The organism is Bacillus sp. EB106-04-02-XG92 (genome assembly GCF_058791995.1).
Genome location: NZ_JBYTEA010000033.1, coordinates 1 through 2,610 on the forward strand (window position 1 = coordinate 1; position 2,610 = coordinate 2,610).

Below are 2,610 nucleotides of genomic sequence, written 5' to 3' on the forward strand. Positions count from 1 at the left end.
CATGCCCATCAAGCTAACCAAGTAAATTACTAGATAAGAAACGATCCTTGTTTCAAAACTAGCAATTGATAGAAAAGTAGGCATGCTAAAGAAGCCTATTAAAACGTGATTTTTTCGCTAGGCAGATTGTCTATGCTTCACCGTCGTTTTATACACAATCCCTAGAATATCAAAGACGGTCATTTTCTTATACCGATGACATTTACGACCGTTCTTTTTGAGCAGCAGATAAAGACGATGCAGAATTTTTAAAATTTCTTCTGTGCCAACGGCTATCGCTTGAAACAGTAACGGAAAGTAATCTTTAATCATATAAATCGCTTTGTATTCACTCAGCTCCTGCTTTGTCTTTTCAAGCAGAAACTGTCGCATTTGAAACATCGTAGAAGAACAGAGGAGAATGCCGATGAGTTGTCCATATAAATGGCACTCTAGGCGTTCTCTTTTAATATTTTTACATTCATCAATTTCAAAAAATAACTTCCACGTTTTAAACAAAATTTCAATCTGCCAACGAAGTGAATACAATGAGTGCACGTAGTTCGTTGGTACTCCTTCTAGAGACGTATTCGTGATATATACATTCATACCCATTAAACGTTTACTTTTCTCCTTCATGACGATGCCTTTTTTCTTTTCACGTATCGCTTGGTTTTTCAGGCGTGTTTGCGTTTGATCATCGGTTAAACGATGGAAAATGACACGTGCTGGAAGCTTCTGATTTTGGCCAATGTATGCCTCGGGGATTTCTATCGTTTCACCTGGGATTAGACCCGACATCATTTGTGCCATATCAAGCTGGATGTATTCTGTTTGCTTTTTTAACGTGCCGTTGTTGAAGTATTCTGGCTCAGGGTTCTTGATATAAATGCGTGTATTCAGCTTCAACCGCGAGATATAGTAAGCCTCTTTATCATGAATAGTTTGTAAGTCTCCTAAATCGAAGTAACCAAGATCACGTAAACACAAATCACCCGCCTCTACGGTTTCAAGGCAGATGGTACCGTATGTTTTATCATTATTCTTTCCTGGTCCAAGCTGCACGTTAAGAAATTGACCACTAAGTAAATCATATTCCAATTGGATTTTCACGCCTGCCGTATTACTACTCCCGCCTGAACCTTGATAGTTAGTGGCGAAATGATCAGGCAGTTGAAACACTGTCGCATCTAAAATACGGATACGATTGAAAGTAGAGATCATGTGTGCAGAAAGCGAGTGATTTGAACAGAGTTTTTGTGTGAGAAGAGAAGTAAAGACTTCTCGAAGAAATGCGACAGCTGCTGGATTAAAGCGTTGGTTCAATCCTTCTGAGCTCATCAGTACCCCAGTTGAGGCTTCTAACTGACTGCACAATTGTGTAAGCGATGTGCTAGCGATTTCTTGACTGAGCCATACGCAAAGGGCAATGAGTTCGTTTGCTTGATACTTACTAGATCGCTGTACAAAACCAACTTGTTTGGCGATATCTTGTAGGACTATTGGAGATAAAAAGTATTGTAGCTCTTGTGCGAAAAGATTCAGTTTATTGGAAATGATAGGATTCATCAAAAACGCCATCCTTTCTGTATATTTCTACAAAAAGAATAGCGTTTTTTTGATTATATAGATACAAATTTATAAAGTTGTTAAAACCCCTAGCTATTGACACATATATTTAACTAATGTAACATATATATTACAAAGGAAATAAATGTATTGGGGGCTTCTAATATGCTTACCAAAGTAAAGCGAATTCGACTTGAAAAGGGTATGACACAGGGGGAATTAGCAAAAATAACAAATGTAAGTAGACAGACAATCGGTCTAATAGAAAAAGGCGAATACAACCCATCTTTGAAATTATGTATTGAGATTTGCAAAAGTTTAGGTGTTACATTAAATGATTTATTTTGGGAGGAAGATTAATGTCTAAGTTACTAAAATTATATATTTTTGGTAGAGGTACTTCTGTTGATGAACGAGAACAAAATACAGCCTTCGAAATAATGGCAAACGCTGGGATGCTAGCTCTTTTCATCTGTTTTGGAGCTATGCTATATGATTTAATTTTAAACAAAGAAATTACATCACTTGGCATTCTAGCCTTAATTATTTTATTAACAACATCATTTTATATCGTTATAATGATGCGAATCAAAAAAATATATATACGTTATACATCAAATAATAAAATGTTAGTTCGTAATTCGATATTCTCGGGATTTATTTTCTTCATTGTATTTACTTTATTAACATATTTACCTTCTGGAGAAGCAATTACCATGAAGGATCTTACTATAAATAGTATAGGCGGAGTATTTTTTGGATTATGTATATATGGATATAGTAAGTATAACAGTAAAAAAGTTGAAGAAGATGAATTGTAATGATTAATACAAAACACCCTTCATTAGTTATTAATGAAGGGTGTTTTTTTATTTAAATTATCTTTATTGATGTAGCGATTAATCTAATTACATTTTTTTAATAATCAGTATCAACTATATAATCATTAGGTTAAACTTCTATAATGCTTTCAGAATGAAAACGTGATGTTTTTTATGGTAACCAAGTTTATTTTTATTGTTTTGGGGTAACTCGTTCTTGTTAGCTTGATGGGCATGGGGT

The 2,610-nt window shown here is 34.7% G+C and carries 3 protein-coding genes; 2 read left to right on the plus strand and 1 reads right to left on the minus strand.

Features of this window, described 5'->3' with window-relative positions:
• Positions 1 to 117 precede the first annotated feature (117 nt).
• Positions 118 to 1,548 (minus strand): IS4 family transposase, encoded by a 1,431-nt coding sequence (locus AC3WVA_RS29220; protein WP_492322428.1) that lies wholly within the window; start codon positions 1,546 to 1,548, stop codon positions 118 to 120.
• Positions 1,549 to 1,713: 165 nt separating this feature from the next.
• Here AC3WVA_RS29220 and AC3WVA_RS29225 point away from each other — a divergent pair, with 165 nt between their 5' ends.
• On the plus strand, positions 1,714 to 1,908 hold the full coding sequence (locus AC3WVA_RS29225) for a helix-turn-helix transcriptional regulator (protein WP_000956452.1): 195 nt from the start codon (positions 1,714 to 1,716) through the stop codon (positions 1,906 to 1,908).
• Complete coding sequence (locus AC3WVA_RS29230; protein WP_000040563.1) at positions 1,908 to 2,369, plus strand: hypothetical protein; 462 nt, start codon at positions 1,908 to 1,910, stop codon at positions 2,367 to 2,369. The genes AC3WVA_RS29225 and AC3WVA_RS29230 overlap by 1 nt, the downstream gene beginning before the upstream one ends.
• Positions 2,370 to 2,610 lie beyond the last annotated feature (241 nt).

Bases quoted from the DNA above. Each gene is read 5' to 3' on its own strand.
- AC3WVA_RS29230 (WP_000040563.1), top strand. From the start codon at position 1,908: ATGTCTAAGTTACTAAAATTATATATTTTTGGTAGAGGTACTTCTGTT.
- AC3WVA_RS29220 (WP_492322428.1), bottom strand. From the start codon at position 1,548: ATGAATCCTATCATTTCCAATAAACTGAATCTTTTCGCACAAGAGCTA.
- AC3WVA_RS29225 (WP_000956452.1), top strand. From the start codon at position 1,714: ATGCTTACCAAAGTAAAGCGAATTCGACTTGAAAAGGGTATGACACAG.